We start from the raw sequence: 26,041 nt of genomic DNA, 5'->3' as shown, positions 1-26,041 counted from the left end.
GCCGGTTAACGCACCGAACGCAAGGGTGTGGCAAAACCGGGCACGACACGGGCCAGGACTTCGGCGATATAGCCGAGAAACAGGGTGCCCAGCGAGCTTTTGTAATGCTGCGGATCGCTGCTGCCAATCGCCAGCACACCATGCAGGCCTTGATGGGTGATGCTGACCACCGCTGCCGAACCGACCTGTTTGCCGTCCTTGCTGCCGAACAGGAAATTCAACTCATGCTCGCGCAGTACCCCGCAGATGGTCTTGCCTCCCGCCAGCAGGCTGCCGACAGCCTGGTGCGCTTCGGCGCTGCTGACTGAGCGGCCAACGGGCAACGGTGCTTCACTGAACAGGATCAGGCTAACGAAGGGCACCTGAAACTCACTGCGCAGGCTGTCTTCGACGCAGCTGACCACTTCTTCCAGGCTGTTGGCGTCGAGCAGGTCGAGCACCAGGCGGCGGGTCTTGTCGAACAGGCGGTCGTTGTCGCGGGCCACATCCATCAATTGTGAGAGGCGCTGACGCATTTCGATATTGCGCTCGCGCAGCAGCTTCACCTGCCGCTCAACCAGCGACACGGTATCGCCGCGCTGGTGCGGGATGCGCAGCTCGGGGATCAACTCGTCGTGATCGATAAAGAACTCCGGATGCAGGCGCAGGTAAGCGGCAACTGTCTCCGAATCCAGTGGCTTGGGTGAATCCTGCTTGTCGGTCATAGACGAACCTGTCCTTCGTACACGCGTACAGCGGGGCCGGTCATCATAACGGGCTGGCCCGGGCCTGCCCATTCAATGCTCAGTTTGCCGCCAGGCAACTCAATCTGCACCGGCGAGTCCATCCAGCCCTGGCTGATTGCCGCGACCGCCGCGGCGCAGGCGCCGGTGCCACAGGCCTGGGTTTCCCCGGCGCCACGCTCCCACACGCGCAGCTTGGCGCGATGGCGGTCAAGCACTTGCAGGAAGCCGACATTAACCCGTTGCGGGAAGCGCGGGTGGTGTTCGAGCTTCGGCCCCAGGCTGTGCACCGGCGCGTTATCGACGCTGTCGACGCGCAGCACGGCATGCGGGTTACCCATGGACACCGCGGCCAACTCAACGGTCTGTCCGTCGACGGCCACGCTGTAGCTCAGCGCCTGCTGCTCGGCCTGAAACGGGATCTCGGCTGGGACCAGGCGCGGTGCGCCCATGTTGACGCTGATCTGCCCGTCGTTGCGCACGTCCAGCTCGATAATGCCGCCCTTGGTTTCCACGCGGATCTGCTTTTTCACAGTCAGGCGCTTGTCCAGCACGAAGCGCGCGAAGCAGCGCGCGCCGTTGCCGCACTGTTCCACTTCCGAACCGTCGGCATTGAAGATGCGGTAGCGGAAGTCCACGTCTGGATTACTCGGCGGCTCGACCAGCAGCAGCTGATCGAAGCCCACGCCGGTGTGGCGATCGCCCCATTGCTTGGCGTTTTTCGGCTGTATGTGCGCGTGCTGGCTGATCAGGTCGAGGACCATGAAATCATTGCCGAGGCCGTGCATCTTGGTAAAACGCAATAACATGAACTCGTCCTTTTAGCTCGCGGGCGGCAGGCAGTGTTCGCCTGCAAAAAGCTCGCTGAGCGTCTCGCGACGACGCACTTCGAAGACCTGGTCGCCATCCACCATCACCTCGGCGGCGCGGCCGCGGGTGTTGTAGTTGGAACTCATGACAAAGCCATAGGCACCGGCTGAGCACACGGCCAGTAGATCGCCCTCGGTCAGGGCCAGCTCGCGGTCCTTGGCGAGGAAGTCGCCGGTTTCGCAAATCGGCCCGACGATGTCGTAATTGCGCGTCGCACCGGTACGCGGCTGCACGGCGATCACATCCATCCAGGCTTGGTAGAGCGCCGGGCGGATCAAGTCGTTCATCGCAGCGTCGACGATGGCAAAGTCTTTGTGTTCGGTGTGCTTGAGGTATTCGACCTGGGTCAGCAACACACCGGCGTTGGCGACAATCGAACGGCCTGGCTCGAATACCAGCTTCAACTCACGCCCGGCAATGCGCTCGCGCACTGCTTTTATGTAGTCGCCAGCCAGTGGTGGCTGTTCGTCGCGGTACTGCACGCCGAGGCCGCCGCCCAAGTCCAGGTGCTTGATCTGGATGCCTTGGCCGGCCAGGTTGTCGATCAGTGCGAGCAGGCGGTCGAGGGCATCGAGGAACGGTGGCAGCGTGGTTAGCTGTGAGCCGATATGGCAATCGACGCCCACCACCTGCAGGTTCGGCAGGGCTGCTGCGCGGGCGTATACGGCCGGCGCATCGCTGATGGCGATACCAAATTTGTTTTCTTTCAGCCCGGTGGAAATGTACGGGTGCGTGCCCGCGTCCACATCCGGGTTGACCCGCAGCGAAATCGCCGCTGTCTGGCCCAGTTCAGCGGCCACTACTTGCAGGCGCTCCAGCTCGTCAGTGGACTCGACGTTGAAGCAGTGCACGCCCACTTCAAGGGCGCGGCGCATGTCGTCGCGGCTCTTGCCGACACCGGAGAAGACGATCTTGTTCGCCTCACCACCGGCGGCCAGTACACGCTCCAGCTCACCACGGGAGACGATGTCAAAACCGGCGCCAAGACGCGCCAGGACATTCAAAACACCGATATTGGAGTTGGCTTTGACGGCGAAGCAGACCAGATGCGGCATGCCCTGCAGGGCATCCGCATAGGCACGGTACTGCGCTTCGATGTGTGCACGCGAATAGACGTAAGTCGGCGTGCCGAAGCGTTGGGCGATGGCGGACAACGCCACCCCTTCCGCGAACAGCGTACCGTCGCGGTAGTTGAAGGCGTTCATGCGCTGTCCTTATTCGGTCTGTGCAGGTTCAGTTGCGGGTTCCGCCTGTGCGGCCACGGACGCGCTTTCTTCCGGCAGGAACAGCGGGCCTTTTTGGCCGCAGCCAGCGAGCAGTGAGCTGATAGCAACCACGGTGAAGAGGGCAGTAAACAACCGCTTCATGATGAAATCCCTGTAAAAAGCATGATTGCGCCGGAGTATACCGAGCCCCCGACGCCTTGCCTATGCGCCAGGGGTCCCGTCTGGCGCGGCCTTGCTTGTCGCGTGGGAGCGCGTACTCGGCACCCGTGATCGGGCGCCTGAATAGTCAGCCCCCTCGTCGTGAGTAGTTCAGTATTAGTCGTCTACCGCTAAGGTGTGCTCGGTTACCTGAGGCGTTGCCACTGAGTCAGCGTACCCTGCAGCGGCATTTGCGCGAGGCCGGGTTATCCTTCAATCCGTTCACCTCTGTGGTGCAAGCGTTGGCTGTTACTATGCTGCGCTGCGTTTCTCACCTACTGGCGCCTTGCCTAACCGTCACGCTGTTATAGCGCCCGCTACCCAAGGCTTTTTGTAGTCGCTGAATTTTTTGAGGTATGTCGTAATGAGTTTGACCGAAGCCCGCTTTCACGATCTGGTCGATGCCACCCAACAGGCGGTGGAAGATATTTTCGATGACTGCGACCTGGACCTTGATCTGGAAAACTCGGCCGGGGTGCTGACCGTACGTTTCGAGAACGGCACGCAGTTGATCTTCAGTCGCCAGGAGCCCCTGCGTCAGCTCTGGCTGGCAGCCCGTTCCGGTGGTTTCCATTTCGATTACGACCCGGCCAGCGAGCGCTGGATCTGTGACAGCAGCGACGAGCAGCTGGGCGAAATGCTTGCACGTATCACGCTTGAGCAATCGGGTGCCGACCTTGAGTTCGAAGAACTCTGAGGCGATGGGCGAGCAGGTCGCTTCGCCCTGCCGCCGCCAGTGCTGCCTGGATGATCACGATATCTGCCTGGGTTGTGGCCGTACGCTGCAGGACATTCTCGACTGGAGCAAGGCCGACCGGCTGCGCCAGTGCGCGATCTGTGCGGCGGCTGAGGTGCGCCTGCAGCAGCGCAGCGATAACCCTTGACCGGGCGGTCTTGTTTATTTGAGTGGCTGTGGTACGGTCAGCAAAATCTTGCAAAACCCCGTCTTCGTGATGGGGTTTTGCTTTTTTCACCATCCGTAAAGGGGATATACCCGCACCATGACCAGCCCATCTTCGCTCACCATCACCCGTCTTGACCTGCAGCGCTTGGAGCATCTGCTCGACAGTCTCGACGATTTCGGCCCCAATGCCGTCGCGTTGCAGGCCGAACTTGATCGTGCCGATGTGGTGGGGCATGACGAAGTGCCGGCCGGGGTGGTTACCATGAATTCGCGGGTGCATTGCCGTGAAGAAAGCAGCGGCAAGGATTACCACCTGACCCTGGTCTACCCGCAGGACGCTGGTGGCGAAGGCTGTGTGTCGGTGCTGGCGCCGGTTGGCACCGCCCTGCTCGGCTTGTCCGTGGGTCAGCATATCGACTGGGTCACGCCCAGCGGCAAAGTGCTCAAGCTGACCCTGCTGGCGGTGGAATACCAGCCGGAAGCGGCGGGCGAATATAACCGCGCCTAACCGACGAACTCAGGCTTTCTGCAGGGCCTGATTGAGTGCCGCTTCCAGGCGGCTCTTGTAGCGCAGGTAATGCACGCTCTGCATATGCCCCTCGCCGAGCACGGCTGATAGATCCAAGTCGGTGATGTAGCAGGGGTAGCGCGCGCTATCACGGCGTTGCGCGAGGATGTGCTGGGCGACGGCGGCGAACAGGTCACCGGCGTATTCCAATTCAGAAAACTCCCGGTGGTTACAGTACAGCGTGACGTGCGTGCGCTTGTGGCCTGCCATCCCTGGCGACCACTCTGCGGGCCGTCGCTTCGCGACGTCAAAAATCTCTCCCGGAGATTTTTTGCCATCGCCTGGCTCGACAATAGCTTGCACGTCATAAAACGGATGACTGATCGGTGACAGTGGCGGCGCTCGCCGCTCCAAACGCTGCGCGCGTAACGGCGCATCGGGCAGCACTTGGTAATAGAGAATCTCCAGCGGCTGATGTGCTGGCAGGTTATCCAGCGGCAGCAGGGCGTTGCGTCGGTACAGCACGGATTGCAGAAAGCGTTGCAGTGGGGTCAGTAGGCTTTGTTCGTCACGGTACGGCATCTGCTGGCGCCATAGCGCGTTGTGCTCATCGAGCACGCTCAGCTCGGCCGTGGCGCTGGCTTCGTTCAGCCGGTAGAACACTTGGATGCACTGCGGCCTGCCAAGCGGTAGGATCAGCGCCAGGTCTTCACCCTCCAGGGCGCTGCGATCCAGGTGCAAGTCGCTGTAGCCGGGCAGCTCTTCGCCCAAATGTTCGATCAATGTGGGCAGGTCTTTCAGGCTGCTGTGGCTGACGTGGCCGGGCTTCAGTTCGAGTAAGTGATACTGCTGTTTGATTTGCAGCAGGTAGCGGTTGGCCTGTTGGCTGCTGAAGCTGGCAAGGGTTTCGCGGAACAGCTCCTCGACCCGTTCGGCAATCGCTGTGGCGCGGTTGCGGCAGAAGCAGCGCACCTGCAAATTAGGTTTTTGGCCGCTGGCGGGCAGGGCATTGAGGAAGTCGCGCAGGCAATCGAGCAGTGCAGTCGGGCCGTCATAGCGGGTGGCCAGTAACTCATTCCAGCTGTTCAGGGTGATTTGGTCGAGGGTCAGAATCAGGTTCTCACGTACCCCGGAATAGCCCAGTGCGTCGGTGCGCTCGCTGGTCATGTGCATGTTCATCTGGCTGAACTGTTTCAGCGGGTCGATACCGACGTTGATCAGCAGCAGCACCTCTTTGGGCACGCTGGCACTGAGCAGAGCGGCTTCGTCGACCGCGGGCAGCGGCAGCGGTATCACCTGTTGCAGGCTGCTGAGCAGGTTGGACAGCTCATACTCGGTCAGGTCGCTGCTACCAGGGTGCAGTGACAGCCGCGTGCTACTGTCGATCACGCCGTTGCGCTGGCACCAGGCGAGCAGTTCGATCAGCTCACGCGAGCGTTTCAGCGGCGAGAAATCTGCCAGGTCTTGTGCGTTAACGCTGCCGCTGTAGAGCGCCCAAAGGGTTTCATTGGGCTCATCCGGGCTTGGGCTCTGCGCCAGGGTCAGGGTGTCTTCGCCGAGGTCTGGGGCGATGCCGGGGTTGATAAATTCGATCTTGCCGGCCTTGCGCTCGAAGGCGGCATACAGGCGGCGACCGAGAATGCCCAGATCGCGGCTGTTGAGTGAGCTACCCACGTCTGCGTTACGGGCGAATTGCGAGAGAAAGCGGTAGCTGTAGGTCAGCTCATTGACCAACATGCGCCGCTCGGCGCTGACCTGGCGCACCTTCCATTGGCTGCGGCTGTCGAGCATGGCCAGTTGGCGGCTGTCCCAGTTCCAGTCGCCGGTCAGGCGTTCGAGCAGCAGGCGTTGCCAGCTCTTGCGGTTGTGGCGTGGCGGGCGGCTGAGCTTTTTATCGACCTTGAGGTACAGGCAGCGGCGGATCAGCTCTAGGCGTTCATGCTCGCCACGGACCTTGAGGTACTCCTCCAGGCGACGGTAGACGACGATATAGGGGTCGAGCTCGTCGACATCCAGGCGGTTGGCGAATACCGCCTGCTTGAAGCGCAGCGCCAGGCATTCAACCTTGGGGTGCTCGCTGGCGTAGACCTCGGTCAGCAGCAGCTTAAGCACCGACTTATAGGGTGACTCGATGCCCTTGAACAGTTGCCACATGCCCGCGCCGATAAACTCTTCAGGCGGAATGCGCGCCAGGTGGCCGAGGTCGATGACGTCTTCGGCGCGGACAAAACGCTTGGCCAGCAAGGTGTCGGTGTAGTGCTGGTAACGCTGTTCTTCATACACCGGCACCAGCCACCACAGTGGCGTGCGTCCACCGAGCCAGATCGCAGTTCGGTAGAACTCGTCGAGCAGCAGGTAGTGCTGGGTCGTGCCGCAGTCATCCGAGGTCAGTTGCGCTTCGCGCTCGCCCTGAGTGAAGCGCGCGGGGTCGATTAAAAAGAAGTGCGCCTCGGCACCGAAGGTGGCGGCCCAGCTTTCCAGTAGTGCGCATTTCTTCCCCAGCTCAAGCACTTGTTGCGCGCTAAGGTCACTGGCGTGGCACACCCACAGGTCCATGTCGCTTTGCTCAGCCTGGGCCACGGTACCCAGGCTGCCCATCAGAAACAGGCCATGGATCGGCAGGGCCTGCTTGCCGCGATACGGCTTGTAGGCAAATGAGCGGGTCAGGCGCTGCACTTCAGACAGTAGCTCGTCATCCGGCTCGAAGCCGCTAAGACCGGCCGGGGTTAGCGCGGACACATAGCCAGGCAGCAATGGATGGTTGACGTGGAGCAGCAGCGGCAGCAGTTTCAGCACCAGTTGTTGGCGCGTTGATAACGCCTGCATGGCGCGCTGCAGGCGGCCTTGATTCACGTGGAGGAAGCGTGCGCGTAGCTGCGTCAGGACCTTACGATCGATACCCTCTTCAATGTCCGGGCGAATTTCCTGGGTGCGACTCATGCTCATGCTCACTGGGAATCAGGGGCAAGCCTATCAGCTGCTCCCGTACTTGGAACCTGTTGAAACAAGGTGTGTGCCGTCAGGTTGGGGCGCTCAGGCGCAGCACGTGGGCTGGTGGTACGCCTGAGAGCAACTGCTTATCAGTATTGGGCCGTGGGGCGCGATGTGCAGCACAAAGCAGAGGGTCTGCTGCCATATCGCCCGGCGCGTACGTGGCTGAAGTGGCTTATGTCAGTAAGGCGGCTTTGGGTGACAGGATGGTCAGCAGGCCCTGGGTATGTTCGGCCGCATCAATGCCCAGGCTGGTCAGGTAGCCACCGTCTGCCTCGCTGATCAGGCCTTTCTCATGCAGGCGAGTAATCGCCTTCTGGGCTTTGATCGAAGCATTGTTGTGTACTTTGAGCCCTTCCAGGTGGTTGCTCAGGTTATACAAGGCGAGTATTTCCAGTTCGTCGATCAGGTCAGAAGTAAATGCGTTCATGGTGACTCCGTCTTGTTGTCGTGGCTGTCCAGCAGTGTAGTGGTGTGCGCTGCAGCTTGCCGAGCCGGTAACTGCCAGCGCTCAAGAATTTTCTGATAGGTGCCGTCGCTTTTTATCTGCCGCATACCCAGCTCAAAGCGCTGCAGCAGTGCTGGGGCCTCTGGGTGGTGGCGGGAGAAGGTCAGGTAGAGCTGCGGCTGGTGGACGGTGGCCAGGGCGACGAAGTGATTGGCCAGCTGCGGATGTTGCTGGATCAGTGCCTGGGTAGTGCCGCGAAACGCGACCACGTAATCGACACGGTCACGCTGCAGCATGAGAAAACCATTGAGGTCACGGCGCACCGGTACGCGCTGGATGTCCTGGCGGGCGTCAAAATGCGCGCCGTAGGTGTAGCCGATGGTTACCGCCACTCGCTTGCCGGCGAGGTCATCGAGGTTATCCAGCGGTGGAGCGCCGTTGCGCGCCCAGAGCAGGATGTCATCACTGAAGAGCATTTCCTGTGGCAAGAGGAATTGCGCTTCGATGCGAGGATTTGGGGTGGTGTTGAAACACGCCACCAGGCTGCCGGTGCGGGCCAGTTCCATGCAGCGCGGATAAGGGTAAGCGGCGAGTTCGATCGGCGTGTCGCTGCTGGCGAAGGCTGCGCGCACAATGTCTGCTGACATACCCACGATCTGCCCATCACGCCAAGCGGTGTAGGGGTACCAGTCGTCCTCTGCACCAATGCGCGGGAGCTCGGCCGCCGCGATCGCGGGTGGAGTCAGTGAGCAGAGCAAGATGAGCAATATGCCGCTTCGCTCAAGCCAATGCATCATCGGTGCTGCGCCTTGTGGGGTCAGATTGTCCGACAGTAACAACCTGCTAGCCCTTTTGAACAGTGCCCTGGGTCAAGTGCGCTTCAGTTTTGTGCTGGTAACTCGGGCAGGGCACGCAGGCCTTGCTCGTAACGGGCAAGGTCAAAGGCGCGGTCATCACGCAACATCACCTCGATTTCATCGGCCAACACCAGCGCCATCAACTCGATGATTGCCTCACGCTCATAGCCGACCAGGGTCAACTTGTTCAGCACGGCTTGGACGAAGGCTGGCTCGCCGGCTTCGAGTTGGTTCTCAATGGCCTGGGTCAGGGTGTCCTCGGCAAACGCTTCGTCGTCTTGCTCGCTCATTTTCTGCTCCGAAAGGGGGGGCTAACTCTGGGCAAAGTCCAACAAGGCTTGGCCCGTCAGGCGGTAGGTGGTCCATTCGTCTTGGGGCTTGGCGCCGAAGGACTCATAAAACTCAATAGCGGGGGTGTTCCAGTCCAGTACGGCCCACTCCAAGCGGCCACAACCTTTGCTCACGGCCAGTTGTGCGAGGTGCCGGAGCAATGCCTTGCCTGCGCCGATTTTGCGGTGGTCGGGGCTGACGTACAGGTCTTCGAGGTAGATGCCGTGCTTGCCTAGCCAGGTCGAATAGCTGAAGAAATACACGGCATAGCCAACCGGCACGCCGTTCTGCTCACAAATCAGCGCGTGCGACGTGCTGTCAGGGCCAAACAAACTGGCCTGGATGCCGGCCACATCGGTTTTCACCTCGTGTTCGGCTTTCTCATAGATCGCCAGGTCAGTAATAAAGTCCAGGATCAGGGCCGCGTCTTCGACGGTGGCAGGGCGGATGTGCAGGGCCATGGTGGTGTTCTCAACGGGCAGCGGGTTGTGCTCGTCCAGGAGACAAATGGTGCAGAGCCCTTCTGCCTCCTGGGTGCCTTCGATATAGCGCACACGACGGCTGGCTGAGTTTCGATCAGCGGAGAAGCGAAATCGTGGGCGCTTTATATCGGTCATGGTGGGCTTAGCGCTCAGCCAGCAGGGCTTTGCCACGCACCACGGCTGCGCGCACCTGATTCGGTGCGGTGCCGCCGATATGGTCACGGGCATTCACCGAGCCTTCCAGGGTCAGCACGGCGAACACATCCTGCTCGATCTGGTCGCTGAACTGGCGCAGCTCTTCCAGGCTCATTTCCGCTAGGTCTTTACCGCTGTCGACACCGTATTTCACCGCATGGCCGACGATTTCGTGGCAGTCGCGGAACGGCAGGCCACGGCGTACCAGGTAGTCGGCGAGGTCCGTGGCGGTGGAGAAGCCGCGCAGGGCCGCTTCACGCATGATCGCGTGCTTGGGCTTGATCGCCGGGATCATGTCGGCGAAGGCGCGCAGCGAGTCGCGCAGGGTGTCGGCGGCGTCGAACAGCGGCTCTTTGTCTTCCTGGTTGTCCTTGTTGTAGGCCAGCGGCTGGCCTTTCATCAGGGTCAGCAGGCCGGTCAGTGCGCCGAATACCCGGCCGGTTTTACCGCGTACCAGTTCGGGGACGTCGGGGTTTTTCTTTTGCGGCATGATCGAGCTGCCGGTGCAGAAGCGATCCGGCAGGTCGATAAATTGGAACTGCGCGCTGGTCCACAGCACCAGCTCTTCGGAGAAGCGCGACAGGTGCATCATGGCAATCGAGGCGGCGGCGCAGAATTCGATGGCGAAGTCGCGATCCGACACACCATCCAGCGAGTTGCCGCCGGCTGCATCGAACCCCAGCAGTTGCGCGGTGACTTCGCGCTGAATCGGGTAGGTGGTGCCAGCCAGCGCGGCCGAGCCAAGCGGCATACGGTTGGTGCGCTTGCGGCAATCGACCAGGCGCTCGTAGTCGCGGCTGAGCATCTCAAACCAGGCCAGCAGGTGATGGCCGAAGGTTACTGGCTGCGCAGTTTGCAAGTGGGTGAAGCCCGGCATGATGGTTTCCGCCTCACGCTCGGCCTGTTCCAGCAGACCCTGCTGCAGGCGGGTGATTTCGCCGAGGATCAGGTCGATTTCGTCGCGCAGCCACAGGCGAATATCGGTAGCGACCTGGTCGTTGCGGCTACGCCCGGTGTGCAGCTTCTTGCCGGTGACGCCAATGCGATCGGTCAGGCGCGCTTCGATGTTCATGTGCACGTCTTCCAGGTCGACGCGCCAGTCGAACTGACCGGCCTCGATTTCGCCCTGGATCTGCGTCAGGCCTTCGATGATGCTGTCGCGCTCAGCGTCTGTCAGAACGCCGACCTTGGCCAGCATGGTGGCGTGGGCGATGGAGCCCATAATGTCGTGGCGATAGAGGCGCTTGTCGAATTCGACGGATGCGGTAAAACGGGCAACAAAGGCGTCGACGGGCTCGCTGAAGCGGCCGCCCCAGGATTGGTTGGTTTTTTCAGTGCTCATGGGCTTCGCTCGCTGGTGCGCTAAAACGGGCTGGCCGCACGTGGCGGCCGGCAAGACGGAAAAGTGTGCCGATAATAACAGGCTGGCCGGCAAATTCGCCGCGTCGCGTTATCCGCTGCTGCAGCGGGGCGCGGGACGGGTAATGTTGCGCCGTTCACAGTTTTATTGTGGTGGGCGCATTTCGGTGCTTTATTTCGCCCGGCCGTAGCGGTCTATCTTGCTGCTGGGGCGGCTCACGCGGAAACTGCGGCGATGAAAATAAAAAAACCGTTATCAAAAAAGCAGCCTCCCCTGGTCGATGACTTCTTCGTTCCTGAACTGTGCGAGCCGGAAGCGTTGCTGAGCATGGTGTTGTTGGCGGAGTTGCTGGTGCTGGTGCTGGTGCTCGCTGAACCGATGTTGCCGGGTTTTGACTGGGTGCGTCTGGCCCTGACTTCGCTCTTTGTGCAGTGGATCGTGCTGCTCTCGGCCGCCGTGTTGTGCCGCCTGCGCCCGTTAATGGCGCGTATGCCCGCGGCCACGGCCGGCGCCTTGTGCTGCGCCATTGTGGTCGCGCTGACATTAGGCTGTACCGCCGTCGCCGATTATTACGAACTGGGCGGGCCGTTGCCGCGGATTGGCGAGGTCAACCTGTACCTGCGGCATGCATTGATCAGCTTGATCATGTCGGCGCTGCTGCTGCGTTACTTCTATCTGCAAAGCCAATGGCGTAAGCAGGAACAGGCCGAGCTGCGTGCGCGCATCGAGTCACTGCAGGCGCGCATCCGTCCACACTTTTTGTTCAACAGCCTAAACAGCATTGCCAGTTTGGTGGTTGTTGACCCATACAAGGCTGAGCAGGCCGTGCTGGATCTCTCCGATCTGTTCCGCGCCAGTTTGGCCAAGCCCGGCAACTTGGTGCCCTGGCGCGAAGAACTGGAGCTGGCGCAACGATATTTGTCGATTGAGCGCTATCGGCTCGGCGAGCGTCTACAGTTGCAATGGGAGGTGGCCGGCGTGCCGGACGATTTGCCGATTCCACAATTGACGTTGCAACCCTTATTGGAAAACGCCTTGATCTACGGCATTGCGCCGCGTATCGAAGGCGGCTTGGTGCGGGTTGAGGCGAGTTATCACGAGGGGGTATTCCAACTGTGCGTGAGCAATCCATACGAACAACTCGGCGAGCAACCGCCATCGAACGGCACGCATCAGGCGCTGAGCAATATTGATGCGCGCCTGGTGGCACTTTTCGGCCCGCGGGCCAGTCTTAGCGTAGAGCGCCGTGACGGCCGCCATTTCACCTGTCTACGCTATCCTTGTGTGAGACCCAAGCAGGAAGCCCGTGCATTATGAATGTCCTGATTGTCGATGATGAACCCCTGGCCCGTGAGCGCCTAAGCCGTATGGTGGGCGAGCTCGATGGCTATCGTGTGCTTGAACCCTCAGCCAGCAACGGTGAGGAGGCCCTGAGCCTGATCGACAGCCTGAAACCGGATGTGGTGCTTTTGGATATCCGCATGCCTGGCATGGATGGGCTGCAGGTGGCCGCCAAACTGTGTGAGCGCGAGGCGCCGCCGGCGGTGATTTTTTGTACGGCTCATGACGAGTTTGCCTTGGAAGCTTTCCAGGTCAGTGCGGTGGGCTATCTGGTCAAACCGGTGCGGGCGGAAAGCCTCAGTGAAGCGCTGAAGAAAGCCGAACGCCCGAACCGCGTGCAACTGGCCGCGTTGACTCGTCCAGCGGGGGACAGTGGCGGTGGCCCGCGCAGCCACATCAGTGCGCGTACGCGCAAAGGAATTGAGCTGATCCCGCTGGATCAGGTGATCTATTTTATTGCTGATCACAAATACGTGACCCTGCGCCACGTCGGCGGTGAAGTGCTGCTGGATGAGCCCCTAAAGGCGCTGGAAGATGAATTTGGTGATCGCTTCGTGCGTATTCACCGCAATGCGTTGGTGGCCCGCGAGCGCATCGAGCGGCTACAGCGCACGCCACTCGGGCATTTCCAGCTGTTTCTCAAAGGCATGGACGAAGAAGCACTGATTGTCAGCCGCCGGCATGTGGCTGGGGTACGCAAGTTGATGCACAACCTTTAGCGTTTGGTTGGATCTGCGGCACCCCGGCGATCCGACCGTAGAGGCGAAGGGGCATTGACTGTCCGGTTGCAGGCCTGATGTGGGCCAGCCTGTTATTATCCCCGGCAGTTCGTTTTCTGGAATTGCTCATGTCTCGCGAAATTCGCATCGCCACCCGTAAAAGTGCCCTGGCCCTGTGGCAGGCTGAACACGTCAAAGCGCGTCTCGAACAGGCGCATCCTGGCCTCAAGGTCAGCCTGGTACCAATGGTCAGCCGTGGCGACAAACTGCTCGATGCGCCGCTGGCGAAGATTGGCGGCAAGGGTCTGTTTGTCAAAGAGCTAGAAACCGCGTTGCTGGAGAATCAGGCTGACATCGCTGTGCATTCGATGAAGGATGTACCGATGGATTTCCCTGAAGGCCTGGGCTTGTACTGCATCTGCGAGCGCGAAGATCCGCGTGACGCCTTCGTTTCAAACACCTACGCAAGCCTCGATGCCTTGCCTTCCGGTAGCGTGGTCGGCACTTCCAGTCTTCGCCGTCAGGCCCAGCTGCTGGCGCGCCGGCCGGATCTGAAAATCCAGTTCCTGCGTGGCAACGTCAACACCCGCCTGGCCAAGCTGGATGCCGGCGACTACGACGCGATCATCCTCGCCGCAGCGGGTCTGATCCGTCTGGGCTTCGAAAGCCGCATTCGCGCCTCGATCAGCGCCGAAGACAGCCTGCCGGCTGGCGGCCAGGGGGCTGTGGGGATTGAGTGCCGCAGCGCCGACAGCGAAATCCATGCCCTGCTGGCGCCCCTGCATCACCGCGACACCGCGGTGCGGGTAACGGCCGAGCGCGCGCTAAACAAACACCTGAATGGTGGCTGCCAGGTGCCGATCGCCTGTTATGCGCTGCTTGAAGGTGAGCAGCTGTGGTTGCGCGGTTTGGTCGGCCAGCCGGATGGTTCGCAACTGCTGCGCGCCGAGCAGCGCGCCAGTAGTGCCGATGCCGAAAAACTCGGCGTTGCGGTGGCTGAAGCCCTGTTGGCGCAGGGTGCAGCGGCCATCCTGCAAGCTGTGTACGGTGAGGCCGCAGCCGAGTGAAAGGGTGGCGTTTGCTGCTAACGCGGCCGACTCAGGAGTCGGCCGCACTCGCTGCAACCTTGGCCCAGCAGGGTATTTACAGCAGCAGTTTGCCGTTGCTGGCGATCGAGGCGCTGGGCGAGTGTGCCGAACTACGCGCCACCCTTATGGGGCTGAGCCGCTACTGCGCGGTGATCGTAGTGAGTAAGCCCGCAGCGCGTTTGGGGCTCGAACTATTGCAGCGCTACCAAGTGGCAACACCTGTCACCCAGCCTTGGTTCAGTGTTGGTGCTGCTACGTCGCAGCTCCTTCAGGAGCATGGCCTGCAGGTGCATTATCCCGATCAGGGCGATGACAGTGAGGCGCTGCTGGCGCTGCCGGCATTTCAGCATGCTCTGGCGGCGGCCACTGATCCACGGGTGCTGATCCTGCGTGGTGAAGGTGGTCGAGAGTACATGGCCGAGCGGTTGCGCGGCCAAGGCGTGCAGGTGGACTGTCTCGCCCTGTATCGGCGGGTGCTGCCGGAATACCCGCCGGCGGCGCTGGCCAAGCAGGTTGAAACCGAACACTTGAACGCCCTGATGGTCAGCAGTGGGCAGGGCTTTGTGCATTTGCGCGAGTTGGCTGCCGAGGCGTGGGCTGAGCTGGCCCTGCTACCCTTATTTGTACCCAGCCCGCGCGTCGCCGAAATGGCCCGTGCGGCAGGTGCGCAATTTGTTGTGGATTGCCGTGGCGCGAGTGCCGCGGCGTTGCTGGCGGCGTTGCAAGCGCAACCTACCCCTGATCTCTGACGCAAAGGATGGATACGTGAGCGAAGCAACTACTCCGAAAGATCAAGCCCCGAACGAGCAAGCGCAGACGCCGGTGGATGCCGCCACGGACATACCGCTCACGCCTGCACCCGGCGCGAATAAATCGGCCGCACGTGGTAATGGCCTGGCGCTGCTGGCATTACTGATTGCGGCGGCAGGTGCCGGCGCTGGGGGCTGGGGGCTGTGGCAGCTACACGGGATGGAGGCACGCGAGCAGCAACAGCTGAGCCAGTTGCAGGATGGGCGTAATGAAGCGCTGAGCGCGGCGCAGAGCCTGACGCAGGTTGGCCGGACGCTGGAGGCGCGTATCGACCAGCTGCCCAGCGTTGATGAGTTGGAGTCGCGTCGTCGCCTGCTGACGCAGCTGCAAGGGGAGCAGCAGTTACTTAACCAGCGTCTGGAGACAGTGCTGGGAGCCAGCCGGCAAGACTGGCGCTTGGCTGAAGCCGAGCACCTGCTGCGCCTGGCCAGCCTGCGACTGTCTGCGTTGCAGGACATAAGCAGTGCCACCGCGCTGGTGCAGGCCGCCGATGAAATCCTCCGTGAACAAAATGATCCTGCTGCGTTTGCTGCTCGTGAGCAGTTGGCCAAGAGCCTGCAAGCGCTACGTTCGACCCTCAACCCTGACCGTACCGGGTTGTTCCTCCAGCTCGGCGCGTTGCGTGAGCAGGTAGCACAACTCAATGCCCAGGCTCCGGTGTTTAGTGGCGAAGGTGGTGTGCTCAGTGAATTGGCGAGCGAGGGTGCTGCTGAGCCGCAATGGTGGCAGCGCGCCTTGCAGACCTTGGCGGAATATTTCCGCATCGACTTCAATGCCGATCGCAATATTCGCCCGATGTTGGCCGGCCAGAGCCTGACTCAGGTGCGCCTGGCACTCAGCCTGGCGCTGGAGCAGGCGCAATGGGGCGCGTTGCATGGCCAGAGCGACGTCTATCGACAGGCGTTGCAGCAGGCGCGCGAGGTGTTGGATGCGCACTTTGATCTGGATAACCCGAACAGTCGTGCCTTACGCGCGCGCATCGATGAATTGGCTGAGCAGCCGATTGCGGTAACACCACCGGACTTGGCGCCAACGCTGAATGCCGTGCAGGCATACATTCAGGCCAAGCAGGCCGCACGTCTGCAGCAGCCCAGCGAGACTAAGCCAGCGGCCAGTGCCGCAGAGGCTGCCGAGGCTTCATCGCAGGAGGCGCTGCAATGAAGCGTATCTACTGGTTGCTGTTGATCTTGGCGGTTGTCGCCGCCGTCGCCAGTCTGGTGTTGTTCGGTCTGCCGTTGGCCGAGCACAAGGGCTATGTGCTGATTGCCTTTCAGGGCTTCCGCTATGAGTCCAGTCTGTGGGCATTTGTAGCGTTGGTGTTGGTGGTTTGGCTATTGGTTTACCTGGTACGCCTGAGCCTGAGATTGCTGGTCACGTCTGGCGGTTTGCTCAACCCCTGGTCCTCTTTGCACAATCGTCGCCGCGCGCGTGTGGCATCGCAGCAGGGCTTTCTTGACCTGGCTGAAGGCCGTTGGGCTCGCGCGCTACGTCACCTGAAACAGGCGGCAGACCATTCGCCGCAGCCATTGAGTTATTACCTGGGGGCGGCGCGTGCCGCGCACCAGCTGGGTCAATACGCAGACAGTGACGACCTGCTGGAACAGGCCCTCAACCGTCAGCCGCAAGCGGAGCTGGCGATTGCCTTGCAGCATGCTGAGCTGCAACTGGCGCGCGGCCAGACTGCTGAGGCGCTGGAGACCTTGCAGGTCATGCGCTCGCGCCACCCGCACCACCACCTCGTGCTGCGTCAGCTGCAGCAGCTTTATCTGCAGTCTGAAGATTGGTCGGCCCTGCTTGGCCTGTTGCCGGATCTGCGTAAAGAAAAAATACTCGGCAATGCCGAACTGAGTGAGCTGGAACGCCAGGCTTGGCGCGGGCGCTTGTTGCAGGCGGGGCAGCAGGAAGAAGGTGACGCGCAAGCGGCTCTAGCGGTGTTGCAACAGGCCTGGCAAGCCATGCCGGCAGCACAGCATAAGCAACCCGAGCTGGTGGCAGTGTATGCCGAGCAACTGCGCCAATTGGGCGCCGAAGCTGAGGCGGAAGAGCTGCTGCGGCATTTCCTCAAACAGCATTACGACACGGCCCTGGTGCGCCTTTACGGCTTGTTGCGTGGATCGGATCTTGGGCGCCAGTTGCAGGCGGCCGAAGGCTGGTTGAAGCAGCACCCAGACGATGCTGGCTTGCTGTTGACGTTGGGGCGACTATGCCTGCACAGCCAACTGTGGGGTAAGGCCCAGGATTACCTGGAAAGCAGCCTGACCTTCCAGCGTCATCCGGAAACCTGCACCGAACTGGCCCGTCTGCAAGCGCAGTTGGGTGACCTGGCGCGCAGTAACAGCCTGTATCAGGAAGGTTTGAGTTTGCTCGATTCACGGTTGTGCACGCCGGCTTTACCGGTAACCACCTGAACTAAGCGTTTTGTGAGGTGCTTATGCGAGCCTTGTTGATGGGATGCCTGGCGTTGTTGCTGCTCGGTTGCGCGGGGCCCCAGGTCAGCGACTATGCCCGTGAGCAGCCCAGCCTGGAGCTGAGTGATTACTTCAACGGTGAGTTGCAGGCCTGGGGCATGTTTCAGAACCGTTCCAGCGAGGTGGTCAAACGCTTCCATGTGGCCATGACTGGCACCTGGAACGGCGATGTGGGTGTGCTCGACGAGCGCTTCACCTACAGCGATGGCAGCACCGAACGGCGCGTCTGGACCCTAAAAAAACAGGCTGACGGCAGTTGGCGTGGCACGGCCGATGATGTGGTGGGCGAGGCTATCGGTCACGTTGCAGGCAATGCCCTAAATTGGCGTTACCAGCTACGCCTGAAGGTCGATGACTCGACCTATGTCGTTGATTTTGATGATTGGATGTACCTGATGGACGGTCAAGTCATGCTTAACCGGGCGCGTATGTCCAAGTGGGGCATTGATCTTGGCCAGGTTACCCTGAGCTTTTATAAGCCTGCGCTGGTTGAGGGCACTCAGTAATTACCGGTTAAACGCTTGTATGAAATTATCTCCGGAGCTGCCTTGAAGGCTTAGGCCTGCGGGAATAGTCTGGCTGCAGCACTGCCGGAAAGTTGCCGCTTCACGGCTGTCTTCCCCGACCCTGCTCGAACTGACAAAAAACTGTCTCGGCGCAGGCGAACAACACTAATAGCAATAGGGAAGTAGAGGTCATCATGCTCGAGAGTTGTCAGAACGCCCAAGAACGCTGGGGTGGAGTTCACCTGCTGATTGACCGCTGGCTGCAAGAGCGCAAGGAACTGGTGGAGGCATACGCCGCCATCGACGGTTCAGCGCAAGCGTCAGCCGCTAAGACGCTGCTGAGTTTCTGCGAAATCCTGGTCGACTATGTGTCGGCGGGTCACTTCGAGGTCTATGAGCAACTGACCAGCGAAGCCAAAGCATTTGGTGATCAGCGCGGGCTTGAGTTAGCCAAGCAAATCTACCCGCGTATTGAGGTGATTACCGAAGTGGCGCTGGCGTTCAATGATCGCTGCGACACGGGCGACTGTGCTGACTCGGCATCGCTGCTTGATGAGCTGAAACGCCTGGGTCAGCTTCTGCATGAGCGTTTCGAGTTGGAGGACTGCCTGATTGAAGTCCTGCACAACGCCCATCAGGAACAGGCCGCGCCAGCGCTCTGATTCGCTACTCCTTGGTGTCGAGCAATTCCAGTTCGAACACCAGGGGTGCGTAGGGAGGGATCAGATCCCCTGCACCCTCTTCGCCATACGCCTGGGCCGAGGGAATCACCAAACGCCACTGCGCACCTACCGGCATCTCCTGCACGGCGCTGCGCCATCCGGCGATTACGCTATCCAAGCGAAACCACTGCGCAGTCTGGCTTTCGTCAAATTGGCTGCCATCGGCCAGAAAACCGATATAGCGCACGTGAATACGGTCTTTCGGGCCAGGTTTGCGACCGCTGCCGGCGCGCAGTTCCTGCATCAGCACACCATCCTGCAGTACGCGCACGCCCGCTTTGGCTTTCTCCTTGGCGAGAAAACGCTGCTCGGCGGCTTTAGCTTTTTCGATGCGTTCCGGCGCTTCGCTCAGGTGCGCTTCATGTTCAGCCAACAGGCTTTCGATGCGCTTGGCGTCCAGTGCCAGCGGCTCGTAGTGGTAGGCCTGGCGCAGCCCATCGAGCAGGGCCTGCAGCTGTAAATCAGGCACTTCATCGCGCAGCCGCTCGCCGAGCCTGACTCCCAGGCTGTAGGCGAGATCATGGTTATGATTATCTGCTTGAGCCCAGGGTGCGAGCAGGCAGATCAGAAGCAGGGTAAAGCGTGACATGGCGGTTCTCCGGCCGAAGGTGCGCCGATTATGCCTGCCAAGTGCGCCACCTCAATGCACGAGGTGGCAAGGCAGGTGAGAGGAGGTCTAGTATGACGTCATCTCATCCGCCAGGAGGCGCGTCATGTCGGCTAAAAAGAACGCAAAGAAGAATTCAGTGAGTACCCCCCTGCACTTGTTGCAGCAGCTTTCCAGTAGCCTGCTTGAGCATCTTGAGGACGCTTGTACGCGTGCCTTGGTTGATGCTGAGAAGTTGCTCGCCAAGCTGGAAAAGCAGCGCGGCAAAGCTCAGGAAAAACTGCATAAAGCGCGCAGCAAAATGCAGGACGCGGCCGTTGCCGGTAAAGCCAAGGCCCAGGCCAAAGCAAAAGACGCGGTGTCTGAGTTGGAGCAACTGCTCGATACCTTGAAAGACCGTCAAAGCGAAACCCGCAGCTATATCGCAGGGCTTAAGCGTGACGCTCAGGAAAGCCTGAAACTGGCTCAGGGCGTCGGTAAGGTCAAAGAAGCCGCGAACAAGGCGCTGGATAGTCGCACTGCCAAGGCCGCGATGGTCGAGCCTGCAGCCAAGCCCGTAGCCCGCAAAGCCCCGGCAAAAGCGCCCGCCAGCACAGCATCCGCCAAACCCGCCCGCAAGCCTGCGGCAAGCACGGCCAAGGCCCCGGCGAAGCCAGCGGCTAAAGCCCCTGTGGCAGCAAAGCCTGTGGCGAAAGCGCCGGCCAAGCCAGTGGCCGCTAAGGCGCCCGCTAAACCAGCCGCTCAACCAGCCGCTCAACCAGCCGCCAAGGCACCGGCCAAAGCACCCGCCGCAGCCAAGCCAGCGGCAAAGCCGCCAGTCAAGACGCCGGCAGCTACTAGCCGTGCCAAGCCAGCCGCTAGCAGAACAACGGCCGCTAAACCTGCCGTTAAAAAAGCTCCAGCCGCTAAGCCCGCCAGTAAGCCGGCCGCCAAGCCAGTGGCTGCCAAGGTCGAAGCGCCTGTTACAGCCGCTGACAGCTCCGCGTCTGGCGCCGTTTAGTCCGTGAGTTGAGCCGCCGCGGTGCGTAGCCTGTGCAGCGCATCGTGGTCGGCCGCATCACCCGCCAGGCGTTCCAGCCATTCTGCGGGCGCTATTGCGGCGTCGTTTAGCCAGTTCTGAATCTGCGCTGACAGACGTTCCAGCAACTCTTGCTCAGCCTCTAACTCAAGCCGTTTCACCTGTTCGCGCAGGTGCGCCAGGGGCTTATCGCGTTGGGCTTGTTCGCGCCAGGCTTGCCGTACCTGTCGCAGGGGTTCGATTACCTGCTGCTGCCAAGGCTGCGCAAGGCCATGCAGGGCATCGATGCGTGCTTGGTTGCAGGTCACCTGATGGCGTTCCAGCCAGGCGGCGCACAGCAGCAGGCAAACGTCAGCCCCTTGCGCTTGTAATTGCAGGCAGGCGGCTTCGACGCCGGGGCGTTGATAGAGTGCTTCGGCGAATCGCCACAGATCAGTGGACATGGTGCTTTCCGGATTTCTCAAGGGGGACTCTGGTAGACTCCGCCGCCATTATGATCCGACTCCAGAACCTGACTTTACAGCGTGGCCCTCAGCGTTTGCTAGAAGACGCCGAGATGACCCTGCACCCCGGCCACAAAGCCGGCCTGATCGGCGCCAACGGTGCCGGCAAATCCAGCCTGTTTGCCCTGTTTCGTGGCGAGCTGAGTGCGGACGCGGGCGACTGCCTGATTCCCGCCGATTGGCGAGTGGCCCACATGCGCCAGGAGATCGACGCGGTCGAGCGCCAGGCGGTGGACTACGTGCTCGATGGTGACGTGCAGTTGCGGCGGGTGCAGGCCGAATTGGCCGTCGCCGAAGCCGCGCATGACGGCGCTGCGGTGGCGCGCTTGCACATCGAGCTGGACACCCTCGACGGTTACACCGCCGATGCCCGTGCGCGCAAACTGCTCGCCGGCCTGGGTTTCGACAGCGCGCAGATGGACCGCCGCGTCGGCGATTTCTCCGGCGGTTGGCGTATGCGCCTGAATCTTGCGCAGGCGCTGATGTGCCCGTCCGACCTGCTGCTGCTCGACGAGCCGACCAACCACCTCGATCTGGATGCGATTCTCTGGCTGGAAAGCTGGCTGAAGGGCTATCCCGGCACCTTGCTGTTGATTTCTCACGACCGTGATTTCCTCGATGCCGTGGTCGATCACGTCGCTCACCTCGATCAGCAGAAGCTGACCCTGTATCGCGGTGGCTATTCGGCCTTCGAGCGCACCCGTGCCGAGCGTCTGGCGCAGCAGCAGCAGGCCTACGAGAAGCAGCAGGCACAGCGCGCGCACATGGAAAAGTATATTGCGCGCTTCAAGGCCCAGGCCACCAAGGCGCGCCAGGCGCAGAGCCGAATCAAGGCGCTGGAACGTATGGAGGAGTTGTCGGCCGCGCATGTCGACTCGCCCTTTGATTTCAGCTTCCGCGAGGCGGACAAGATTTCCAGCCCGCTGCTGAGCCTTAGCGAAGGCCGCCTCGGTTATGGCGACAAGGTGGTACTGGAAAAGGTCAAACTGAGCTTGGTTCCCGGCGCGCGCTTGGGCCTGCTCGGGCCGAACGGCGCGGGTAAGTCGACCCTGATCAAAAACCTGTCGAATGAGCTGCAGCCGATCAGCGGTCACCTGCAACGCGGCGAGAACTTGGTCGTCGGCTATTTTGCCCAGCACCAGCTCGATGCCCTGGATGACAAGGCCAGCCCGCTGCTGCATTTTCAGCGCCTGGCACCGACCGAGCGTGAACAGACCCTGCGCGACTTCCTCGGTGGTTTCGACTTCCGTGGCCCACGTTGCGACGAGCCGGTGCTGAATTTCTCCGGCGGCGAGAAAGCCCGTCTGGCCTTGGCGCTGATTGCCTGGGGCAAGCCCAACCTGCTGCTGCTCGATGAACCGACCAACCACCTCGACCTGGAAATGCGCCTGGCGCTGACCATGGCGCTGCAGGAATTCAGTGGCGCCGTAGTGGTGGTGTCCCACGACCGGCACTTGCTGAAAAGCACCACCGATGAGTTCCTGTTGGTCGCCGATGGTCAGGTGCAGCCGTTTGACGGTGACCTGGAAGACTACGCGCGTTGGCTGGTGGATTACCGCACGCGGCAGGCACCGAGCAGCAGCGGCGAGAGCAACCCGGATAAAGCCGACAAGCGCGTGCAGCGTCAGGCAGCGGCCGCGCTGCGTCAGCAACTGGCGCCGCACAAACGTGAAGCCGACAAGCTGGAGAAAGAGCTGGGCCAGCTGCATGAAAAGCTGGCTGCCGTGGAAGCCCGTTTGGCTGATAGCGAGATCTACGAAGCTGCGCAGAAGGACGCATTGCGTGATGCCCTGGCTGAGCAGGCTAAGCTGAAAAGCCGCGAAGCCGATCTGGAGGAGCGTTGGATGTCTGCACTGGAAACCCTCGAAGCCTTGCAGGCTGAGCTGGAAGCGGCCAGTTGAACATCACCCTGCCTACCCTTGAATGGCTGATGACCTGGCGCGAACCGCTGGTCAGAACTGGCCAGGTGATCTTGATCCTGCTGCTGGCCTGGGTGTTTCAGCGCATCTTCACTCGCGGCATCACCCGTCTCGGCAACCGTTATCCGCAGCTACCGGCCGAGCTACTGATGCCGTTGCGCGGTTTGCTGCGCTGGTTGATTCTCGGCAGTGCCTTTATGTTGGTGCTGGAGCGTTTGGGCGTTTCCGCTCAGGTGCTGTGGACGGCCCTCACCGGGTTTGCCGCCGTGGCGGCGATTGCCTTTTTCGCCATCTGGAGCGTGTTGTCCAACATGTTCTGCGCGCTGCTGATTTTCGCCATGGGGCCGTTCCGTCTGGGCGATTGTGTCGAGGTGCTGGAAAGTGCCGACAAGCCCGGCGTGCGTGGGCGCGTGGTAGCGATCAACCTGTTCTATACCACCCTGGAAGACCTCAGCGGTGATGCGCCCGGCGCCTGGGTGCAGATTCCCAATAGCCTGTTTTTCCAAAAAGCCGTGCGCCGCTGGCGTAATGGTCAACTCCCCCCTGAGCGTACCTCCGAGATCTGATTCCTATGGAATGGCTGAGCAACCCTGAAATCTGGGTCGCGTTTCTGACCCTGACTGCCCTGGAAATTGTCCTGGGCATCGACAACATCATCTTTATCTCGATTCTGGTCAGCCGCCTGCCCAAGCATCAGCAACCCAAGGCGCGCTTCTTCGGCCTGGCGTTAGCCATGGGCACGCGAATTCTGCTGCTGTTGTCGATCAGCTGGGTGATGCGCCTGACGGCCGACCTGTTCCATGTGTTCGATCAAGGCTTCTCCGGGCGTGATCTGATCCTGCTCTTTGGTGGCCTGTTCCTGTTGTGGAAGAGCACTGCCGAGATCTTCCACAGCCTGGAAGGCGAAGAAGAAGCTCAGGCCGTCGGCGGCAAGACCTATGGCTTTATGGGCATCATCGTGCAGATCGCTATCATCGACATCGTGTTCTCTCTGGATTCGGTGATTACTGCAGTCGGCCTGGTCGACAACGTGCCCGTCATGGTCGCGGCCATCATCATCTCGGTGATCGTGATGATGCTCTCGGCAGGCACCATCAGCGACTTTATCGACAAGCACCCGAGCCTGAAAATACTCGCCCTGTCGTTCCTCATCGTGGTCGGTACTGTGCTGGTTGCCGAAGCCTTCGGCGTGCATGTGCCTAAGGGTTATGTGTACTTCGCCATGGCCTTCTCGCTGGCGGTGGAAGCCGTCAATATCCGCATGCGTGTGGCCCGTGCCCGCGCGCGCAAGGAAGAAGGGTTGGATCCAGTGCAGCTGCGTAAAGGTTCGCCGGACTGATTCACTGGCTGGGCGAGTTACACAACAAGGGGTAGGCTGCATGGCTTACCCCTTTTTTATTGTTCTGTTTGAGGTGTGTGCGATGGTATTGGAAACCTGGCTTGCGTTCTTTGTTGCCTGTTGGATCATCAGCCTGTCGCCAGGCGCCGGGGCGATTGCTTCGATGTCGGCCGGTTTGCAGTATGGCTTCTGGCGGGGCTACTGGAATGCTCTAGGTTTGCAGCTGGGCTTGGCGTTGCAGATTGCCATTGTGGCGGCTGGGGTCGGGGCGGTCTTGGCAGCGTCGGAGTTAGCCTTCAGCCTGATCAAGTGGTTTGGCGTGGCGTACCTGGTGTACCTCGGCTATCGCCAGTGGCAGGCCTTGCCCAGTGATATGATGGCGCAAACCGAGCGTCCCATCGGGCGGCCGCTGAGCTTGGTGTTGCGCGGTTTTCTGGTCAATTTCGGCAACCCCAAGGCGATCGTTTTCATACTCGCGGTGTTGCCGCAGTTCATCAATCCACAGGCGCCGTTGTTGATCCAGTACCTGCTGATAGGCGTGACCATGATCTGCGTTGATCTGATCGTTATGGCCGGCTACACCGGCCTGGCGGCACGGGTGTTGCGTGCGCTGCGTTCGCCACGCCAACAGCAACTGATGAACCGCACCTTCGGCGCGCTGTTTATTGGTGCGGCGGCCTTGCTGGCCAGTGTGCGCCGCGCGCCGATCTGATCTAAGCGGGTTGAGTTACCAAGGAATCGGCTGGCCGTCCCAGCCCCAGAACGTGCCGGTTTGCTCGGGGCCGTGCCGTTCAACCTGCGCCAGCAGGCATTCGGCGGCATAGCTTGGGGTGAACAGTTGGTCGGCCGGCACATTGGCCTGAAAGGGTTTCGACAGCTCAGTGTCGGTGGTGCCGGGGTGCAGGCTGAGTACGCAGCTGTTGGGATTGAGGCGGCTGAGCTCAATGCTCGCAGTGTGTAGCAACTGGTTGAGTGCCGCTTTGCTGGCGCGGTAGCTGTACCAGCCGCCTAGGCGGTTGTCGCCAATTGAGCCAACCCGTGCCGACAGCGCCGCGACCGTGCACGGGTGCTTGCCGCGTAACAACGGCAGCAGGTGCTTGAGCAGCAAGATCGGCGCGAAGCTGTTGCGCGCAAAGGTGGTTAGCAGCCCCTCAAGGTTGAGTTGGGCCAGGCCCTTTTCGGCTTTGGCGGCGCCGTCCTGTAGCACTCCGACCGTGCACAGCAGCAGGTGCAGGCGCGGTATTGCTGCGCGCAGCTGTGTGGCCAATTCACTTAGAGCCTGTTCATCGCATACATCGACATCCAGGCAGTGCAGGCGCGTGCCATGTTCTAGGGCCAGTGCCTGCAGTTCGGCAGCTTGGCTGGCCTGGCGGGCAACCGCCCAAACACCGGCTATCTCTGCGCGGGCCAGTAGCTGCGTGGTCAGTGCCAAGCCGATACCACGGCTGGCACCACAGACCAGTGCATAGGCCGGTTCGTCGAGGCGTTGCGAAAAACTCATCGGAGCACTCCTGCGTGATTGCGACAATCCGTCGCGGATCTAGGTCGATCAGAGGTTGAGGAAAGCCAGTGCGAGGATGACAATGGTATTGTCATTCATTCGTATTTGGATCCTATCCTCTATGACTTCCGTATTGCGTTTCTGCAGCTGGTTGCTGATGCCTGCGGATTCCACGCCATTCGGACACTCAGCCCACGCTGATCCGGACACCTGTTCCACGATCATTCGGACAGGCAGTCGGAGCGCAGCGACGCAGGGGTGGCATTGTTAGTCTGAGGTGCCCGGCGTCGTCAATTTCTGCGTCCGTTTGCGCATTGATTCACCCTTCAGATTGATCCGATAAGCGTTGTGCACCAGGCGGTCGAGGATGGCGTCGGCCAGGGTCGGGTCGCCGATCAGCTCGTGCCAG

The 26,041-nt window shown here is 61.0% G+C and carries 30 protein-coding genes; 16 read left to right on the top strand and 14 right to left on the bottom strand.

Annotated features, from left to right (window positions below; genetic code table 11):
* Nucleotides 1-5: 5 nt before the first annotated feature.
* Genes SOP97_RS02380 through lptM form a run of 4 tightly spaced genes read right to left on the bottom strand, consistent with a single transcriptional unit; the run spans nt 6 to nt 2,959 of the window.
* Nucleotides 6-704, bottom strand: coding sequence for a DUF484 family protein (locus SOP97_RS02380; RefSeq protein WP_274088203.1), 699 nt, complete (start codon nt 702-704; stop codon nt 6-8).
* The gene (gene dapF / locus SOP97_RS02375) at nt 701-1,531 is read right to left on the bottom strand and encodes a diaminopimelate epimerase (protein ID WP_274088204.1); all 831 of its coding nucleotides are present in this window, start codon (nt 1,529-1,531) and stop codon (nt 701-703) included. Before dapF ends, SOP97_RS02380 begins: the two co-directional genes overlap by 4 nt.
* A 12-nt stretch (nt 1,532-1,543) precedes the next feature.
* Nucleotides 1,544-2,797 (bottom strand): diaminopimelate decarboxylase, encoded by a 1,254-nt coding sequence (gene lysA / locus SOP97_RS02370; RefSeq protein WP_274088205.1) that lies wholly within the window; start codon nt 2,795-2,797, stop codon nt 1,544-1,546.
* Between the two features lie 9 nt (nt 2,798-2,806).
* Nucleotides 2,807-2,959, bottom strand: coding sequence for an LPS translocon maturation chaperone LptM (gene lptM / locus SOP97_RS02365; protein WP_274088206.1), 153 nt, complete (start codon nt 2,957-2,959; stop codon nt 2,807-2,809).
* Nucleotides 2,960-3,380: 421 nt separating this feature from the next.
* Here lptM and cyaY point away from each other — a divergent pair, with 421 nt between their 5' ends.
* The 3 genes from cyaY to rnk all read left to right on the top strand — a co-directional run bounded on the left by cyaY (nt 3,381) and on the right by rnk (nt 4,428).
* The gene (cyaY, locus tag SOP97_RS02360; protein ID WP_274088207.1) at nt 3,381-3,713 is read left to right on the top strand and encodes an iron donor protein CyaY; all 333 of its coding nucleotides are present in this window, start codon (nt 3,381-3,383) and stop codon (nt 3,711-3,713) included.
* Between the two features lie 4 nt (nt 3,714-3,717).
* On the top strand, nt 3,718-3,900 hold the full coding sequence (locus tag SOP97_RS02355; protein WP_274088275.1) for a DUF1289 domain-containing protein: 183 nt from the start codon (nt 3,718-3,720) through the stop codon (nt 3,898-3,900).
* A 117-nt stretch (nt 3,901-4,017) separates the two neighbouring features.
* The gene (gene rnk, locus SOP97_RS02350) at nt 4,018-4,428 is read left to right on the top strand and encodes a nucleoside diphosphate kinase regulator (RefSeq protein WP_274088208.1); all 411 of its coding nucleotides are present in this window, start codon (nt 4,018-4,020) and stop codon (nt 4,426-4,428) included.
* A gap of 9 nt (nt 4,429-4,437) precedes the next feature.
* Here the strand turns inward: rnk and SOP97_RS02345 are convergent, their stop codons facing one another.
* The 6 genes from SOP97_RS02345 to argH all read right to left on the bottom strand — a co-directional run bounded on the left by SOP97_RS02345 (nt 4,438) and on the right by argH (nt 11,073).
* Nucleotides 4,438-7,368 carry a class I adenylate cyclase gene (locus SOP97_RS02345; RefSeq protein WP_274088209.1) on the bottom strand — a complete coding sequence of 977 codons (2,931 nt, stop codon included), beginning with the start codon at nt 7,366-7,368 and terminating at the stop codon, nt 4,438-4,440.
* A 226-nt stretch (nt 7,369-7,594) separates the two neighbouring features.
* Complete coding sequence (locus tag SOP97_RS02340; protein WP_274088210.1) at nt 7,595-7,849, bottom strand: TIGR02647 family protein; 255 nt, start codon at nt 7,847-7,849, stop codon at nt 7,595-7,597.
* Nucleotides 7,846-8,664 (bottom strand): substrate-binding periplasmic protein, encoded by an 819-nt coding sequence (locus SOP97_RS02335; protein ID WP_274088211.1) that lies wholly within the window; start codon nt 8,662-8,664, stop codon nt 7,846-7,848. The genes SOP97_RS02340 and SOP97_RS02335 overlap by 4 nt, the downstream gene beginning before the upstream one ends.
* 83 nt (nt 8,665-8,747) lie before the next feature.
* Nucleotides 8,748-9,014: a hypothetical protein gene (locus SOP97_RS02330; RefSeq protein WP_274088212.1), complete on the bottom strand. Its 267-nt coding sequence runs from the start codon at nt 9,012-9,014 to the stop codon at nt 8,748-8,750.
* Between the two features lie 21 nt (nt 9,015-9,035).
* The gene (locus SOP97_RS02325) at nt 9,036-9,515 is read right to left on the bottom strand and encodes a GNAT family N-acetyltransferase (RefSeq protein WP_274088276.1); all 480 of its coding nucleotides are present in this window, start codon (nt 9,513-9,515) and stop codon (nt 9,036-9,038) included.
* A gap of 163 nt (nt 9,516-9,678) precedes the next feature.
* Nucleotides 9,679-11,073 carry an argininosuccinate lyase gene (argH, locus tag SOP97_RS02320; protein WP_322948099.1) on the bottom strand — a complete coding sequence of 465 codons (1,395 nt, stop codon included), beginning with the start codon at nt 11,071-11,073 and terminating at the stop codon, nt 9,679-9,681.
* 252 nt (nt 11,074-11,325) lie between these two features.
* Between argH and SOP97_RS02315 the strand changes: the two genes are divergently transcribed.
* The 8 genes from SOP97_RS02315 (at nt 11,326) to rsd (ending at nt 18,685) form a co-directional block, all read left to right on the top strand.
* Nucleotides 11,326-12,408 carry a sensor histidine kinase gene (locus SOP97_RS02315; RefSeq protein ID WP_274088214.1) on the top strand — a complete coding sequence of 361 codons (1,083 nt, stop codon included), beginning with the start codon at nt 11,326-11,328 and terminating at the stop codon, nt 12,406-12,408.
* The gene (locus SOP97_RS02310) at nt 12,405-13,151 is read left to right on the top strand and encodes a LytR/AlgR family response regulator transcription factor (protein WP_274088215.1); all 747 of its coding nucleotides are present in this window, start codon (nt 12,405-12,407) and stop codon (nt 13,149-13,151) included. The genes SOP97_RS02315 and SOP97_RS02310 overlap by 4 nt, the downstream gene beginning before the upstream one ends.
* A gap of 128 nt (nt 13,152-13,279) precedes the next feature.
* Nucleotides 13,280-14,218 carry a hydroxymethylbilane synthase gene (gene hemC / locus SOP97_RS02305; RefSeq protein ID WP_274088216.1) on the top strand — a complete coding sequence of 313 codons (939 nt, stop codon included), beginning with the start codon at nt 13,280-13,282 and terminating at the stop codon, nt 14,216-14,218.
* Complete coding sequence (locus SOP97_RS02300) at nt 14,215-14,988, top strand: uroporphyrinogen-III synthase (RefSeq protein WP_274088217.1); 774 nt, start codon at nt 14,215-14,217, stop codon at nt 14,986-14,988. Before hemC ends, SOP97_RS02300 begins: the two co-directional genes overlap by 4 nt.
* A gap of 16 nt (nt 14,989-15,004) precedes the next feature.
* On the top strand, nt 15,005-16,210 hold the full coding sequence (locus SOP97_RS02295) for a uroporphyrinogen-III C-methyltransferase (RefSeq protein WP_411912015.1): 1,206 nt from the start codon (nt 15,005-15,007) through the stop codon (nt 16,208-16,210).
* Nucleotides 16,207-17,457: a heme biosynthesis HemY N-terminal domain-containing protein gene (locus tag SOP97_RS02290; RefSeq protein WP_274088218.1), complete on the top strand. Its 1,251-nt coding sequence runs from the start codon at nt 16,207-16,209 to the stop codon at nt 17,455-17,457. Before SOP97_RS02295 ends, SOP97_RS02290 begins: the two co-directional genes overlap by 4 nt.
* 23 nt (nt 17,458-17,480) lie before the next feature.
* The gene (locus SOP97_RS02285) at nt 17,481-18,023 is read left to right on the top strand and encodes a DUF3833 domain-containing protein (RefSeq protein WP_322948098.1); all 543 of its coding nucleotides are present in this window, start codon (nt 17,481-17,483) and stop codon (nt 18,021-18,023) included.
* 194 nt (nt 18,024-18,217) lie between these two features.
* Nucleotides 18,218-18,685 carry a sigma D regulator gene (rsd, locus tag SOP97_RS02280; protein WP_274088220.1) on the top strand — a complete coding sequence of 156 codons (468 nt, stop codon included), beginning with the start codon at nt 18,218-18,220 and terminating at the stop codon, nt 18,683-18,685.
* 4 nt (nt 18,686-18,689) lie between these two features.
* Here rsd and SOP97_RS02275 read toward each other — a convergent pair whose 3' ends face one another.
* A complete protein-coding gene (locus tag SOP97_RS02275; RefSeq protein ID WP_274088221.1) occupies nt 18,690-19,334 on the bottom strand; it encodes an FKBP-type peptidyl-prolyl cis-trans isomerase in 645 nt (214 codons plus the stop codon).
* Between the two features lie 124 nt (nt 19,335-19,458).
* Here SOP97_RS02275 and SOP97_RS02270 point away from each other — a divergent pair, with 124 nt between their 5' ends.
* Complete coding sequence (locus SOP97_RS02270; RefSeq protein ID WP_274088222.1) at nt 19,459-20,352, top strand: AlgP family protein; 894 nt, start codon at nt 19,459-19,461, stop codon at nt 20,350-20,352.
* Here SOP97_RS02270 and SOP97_RS02265 read toward each other — a convergent pair.
* Nucleotides 20,349-20,813: a TIGR02444 family protein gene (locus tag SOP97_RS02265; protein WP_274088223.1), complete on the bottom strand. Its 465-nt coding sequence runs from the start codon at nt 20,811-20,813 to the stop codon at nt 20,349-20,351. The two genes, SOP97_RS02270 and SOP97_RS02265, sit on opposite strands and share 4 nt — an antisense overlap.
* A 50-nt stretch (nt 20,814-20,863) precedes the next feature.
* Between SOP97_RS02265 and SOP97_RS02260 the strand changes: the two genes are divergently transcribed.
* The 4 genes from SOP97_RS02260 to rhtB all read left to right on the top strand — a co-directional run bounded on the left by SOP97_RS02260 (nt 20,864) and on the right by rhtB (nt 24,843).
* A complete protein-coding gene (locus SOP97_RS02260) occupies nt 20,864-22,774 on the top strand; it encodes an ATP-binding cassette domain-containing protein (protein WP_274088224.1) in 1,911 nt (636 codons plus the stop codon).
* Between the two features lie 29 nt (nt 22,775-22,803).
* Nucleotides 22,804-23,358, top strand: a complete 555-nt coding sequence (locus SOP97_RS02255; protein ID WP_411912016.1) for a mechanosensitive ion channel domain-containing protein — start codon at nt 22,804-22,806, stop codon at nt 23,356-23,358.
* A 5-nt stretch (nt 23,359-23,363) separates the two neighbouring features.
* A complete protein-coding gene (locus SOP97_RS02250) occupies nt 23,364-24,131 on the top strand; it encodes a TerC family protein (RefSeq protein WP_274088225.1) in 768 nt (255 codons plus the stop codon).
* A gap of 82 nt (nt 24,132-24,213) precedes the next feature.
* Nucleotides 24,214-24,843 (top strand): homoserine/homoserine lactone efflux protein, encoded by a 630-nt coding sequence (gene rhtB / locus SOP97_RS02245; RefSeq protein WP_274088279.1) that lies wholly within the window; start codon nt 24,214-24,216, stop codon nt 24,841-24,843.
* A 15-nt stretch (nt 24,844-24,858) separates the two neighbouring features.
* On the opposite strand, the gene SOP97_RS02240 is transcribed toward rhtB, so the two are convergent.
* Nucleotides 24,859-25,632 (bottom strand): SDR family NAD(P)-dependent oxidoreductase, encoded by a 774-nt coding sequence (locus SOP97_RS02240; protein ID WP_274088226.1) that lies wholly within the window; start codon nt 25,630-25,632, stop codon nt 24,859-24,861.
* Nucleotides 25,633-25,899: 267 nt separating this feature from the next.
* A partial coding sequence (locus tag SOP97_RS02235) for an ATP-binding protein (protein ID WP_322948122.1) occupies nt 25,900-26,041 on the bottom strand: 142 nt, incomplete at its 5' end.

It is taken from the genome of Pseudomonas spirodelae (assembly GCF_034653255.1).
Classification (GTDB): domain Bacteria; phylum Pseudomonadota; class Gammaproteobacteria; order Pseudomonadales; family Pseudomonadaceae; genus Aquipseudomonas; species Aquipseudomonas spirodelae.
The sequence above is the reverse complement of the archived record's forward strand: the minus strand, read 5'-3'. Positions and strand labels throughout refer to the sequence as shown.

Excerpts from the sequence above, each read along its gene's own strand:
- SOP97_RS02380 (WP_274088203.1), bottom strand. The coding sequence starts at position 704 with ATGACCGACAAGCAGGATTCACCCAAGCCACTGGATTCGGAGACAGTT.
- dapF (WP_274088204.1), bottom strand. The coding sequence starts at position 1,531 with ATGTTATTGCGTTTTACCAAGATGCACGGCCTCGGCAATGATTTCATG.
- lysA (WP_274088205.1), bottom strand. The coding sequence starts at position 2,797 with ATGAACGCCTTCAACTACCGCGACGGTACGCTGTTCGCGGAAGGGGTG.
- lptM (WP_274088206.1), bottom strand. The coding sequence starts at position 2,959 with ATGAAGCGGTTGTTTACTGCCCTCTTCACCGTGGTTGCTATCAGCTCA.
- cyaY (WP_274088207.1), top strand. The coding sequence starts at position 3,381 with ATGAGTTTGACCGAAGCCCGCTTTCACGATCTGGTCGATGCCACCCAA.
- SOP97_RS02355 (WP_274088275.1), top strand. The coding sequence starts at position 3,718 with ATGGGCGAGCAGGTCGCTTCGCCCTGCCGCCGCCAGTGCTGCCTGGAT.
- rnk (WP_274088208.1), top strand. The coding sequence starts at position 4,018 with ATGACCAGCCCATCTTCGCTCACCATCACCCGTCTTGACCTGCAGCGC.
- SOP97_RS02345 (WP_274088209.1), bottom strand. The coding sequence starts at position 7,368 with ATGAGTCGCACCCAGGAAATTCGCCCGGACATTGAAGAGGGTATCGAT.
- SOP97_RS02340 (WP_274088210.1), bottom strand. The coding sequence starts at position 7,849 with ATGAACGCATTTACTTCTGACCTGATCGACGAACTGGAAATACTCGCC.
- SOP97_RS02335 (WP_274088211.1), bottom strand. The coding sequence starts at position 8,664 with ATGATGCATTGGCTTGAGCGAAGCGGCATATTGCTCATCTTGCTCTGC.
- SOP97_RS02330 (WP_274088212.1), bottom strand. The coding sequence starts at position 9,014 with ATGAGCGAGCAAGACGACGAAGCGTTTGCCGAGGACACCCTGACCCAG.
- SOP97_RS02325 (WP_274088276.1), bottom strand. The coding sequence starts at position 9,515 with ATGGCCCTGCACATCCGCCCTGCCACCGTCGAAGACGCGGCCCTGATC.
- argH (WP_322948099.1), bottom strand. The coding sequence starts at position 11,073 with ATGAGCACTGAAAAAACCAACCAATCCTGGGGCGGCCGCTTCAGCGAG.
- SOP97_RS02315 (WP_274088214.1), top strand. The coding sequence starts at position 11,326 with ATGAAAATAAAAAAACCGTTATCAAAAAAGCAGCCTCCCCTGGTCGAT.
- SOP97_RS02310 (WP_274088215.1), top strand. The coding sequence starts at position 12,405 with ATGAATGTCCTGATTGTCGATGATGAACCCCTGGCCCGTGAGCGCCTA.
- hemC (WP_274088216.1), top strand. The coding sequence starts at position 13,280 with ATGTCTCGCGAAATTCGCATCGCCACCCGTAAAAGTGCCCTGGCCCTG.
- SOP97_RS02290 (WP_274088218.1), top strand. The coding sequence starts at position 16,207 with ATGAAGCGTATCTACTGGTTGCTGTTGATCTTGGCGGTTGTCGCCGCC.
- SOP97_RS02285 (WP_322948098.1), top strand. The coding sequence starts at position 17,481 with ATGCGAGCCTTGTTGATGGGATGCCTGGCGTTGTTGCTGCTCGGTTGC.
- rsd (WP_274088220.1), top strand. The coding sequence starts at position 18,218 with ATGCTCGAGAGTTGTCAGAACGCCCAAGAACGCTGGGGTGGAGTTCAC.
- SOP97_RS02275 (WP_274088221.1), bottom strand. The coding sequence starts at position 19,334 with ATGTCACGCTTTACCCTGCTTCTGATCTGCCTGCTCGCACCCTGGGCT.
- SOP97_RS02270 (WP_274088222.1), top strand. The coding sequence starts at position 19,459 with ATGTCGGCTAAAAAGAACGCAAAGAAGAATTCAGTGAGTACCCCCCTG.
- SOP97_RS02265 (WP_274088223.1), bottom strand. The coding sequence starts at position 20,813 with ATGTCCACTGATCTGTGGCGATTCGCCGAAGCACTCTATCAACGCCCC.
- SOP97_RS02260 (WP_274088224.1), top strand. The coding sequence starts at position 20,864 with ATGATCCGACTCCAGAACCTGACTTTACAGCGTGGCCCTCAGCGTTTG.
- SOP97_RS02255 (WP_411912016.1), top strand. The coding sequence starts at position 22,804 with ATGACCTGGCGCGAACCGCTGGTCAGAACTGGCCAGGTGATCTTGATC.
- SOP97_RS02250 (WP_274088225.1), top strand. The coding sequence starts at position 23,364 with ATGGAATGGCTGAGCAACCCTGAAATCTGGGTCGCGTTTCTGACCCTG.
- rhtB (WP_274088279.1), top strand. The coding sequence starts at position 24,214 with ATGGTATTGGAAACCTGGCTTGCGTTCTTTGTTGCCTGTTGGATCATC.
- SOP97_RS02240 (WP_274088226.1), bottom strand. The coding sequence starts at position 25,632 with ATGAGTTTTTCGCAACGCCTCGACGAACCGGCCTATGCACTGGTCTGT.